1 protein-coding gene is annotated in these 245 nt (G+C 60.8%); it reads right to left on the bottom strand.

What is annotated here, in order from left to right; translation table 11 throughout:
• A partial coding sequence (locus tag H9S92_RS14055) for an SdrD B-like domain-containing protein (protein ID WP_187467335.1) occupies positions 1-245 on the bottom strand: 245 nt, incomplete at both ends.

The following is a 245-nucleotide window of genomic DNA, read 5'->3' on the forward strand; positions in this document are numbered from 1 at the left end:
TCGCTCTGCGTACCGGAAGCCACCGGTGCATCCGTAGCAGGAAGTACCCCTACCTGGTAGTCGCCCGGAGCAAGGTTGTCGAAGAAGTAGTTGCCTTCGGCGTCCGTGGTCGTCGTCTCGATCGCCGTCAATTCCAGACCGTCGATCATCCCGTCGCCGTTCGCATCGAAGTACAGGTTCACCGTGACACCGGCGATGCCGTACTCCAGCGGGTTGGTCAGGTCCTGTACGCCGTTGTCGTCAAC

Origin of the sequence: Neolewinella lacunae, assembly GCF_014349155.1 — a bacterium.
In the GTDB taxonomy this organism is placed as follows: domain Bacteria; phylum Bacteroidota; class Bacteroidia; order Chitinophagales; family Saprospiraceae; genus Neolewinella; species Neolewinella lacunae.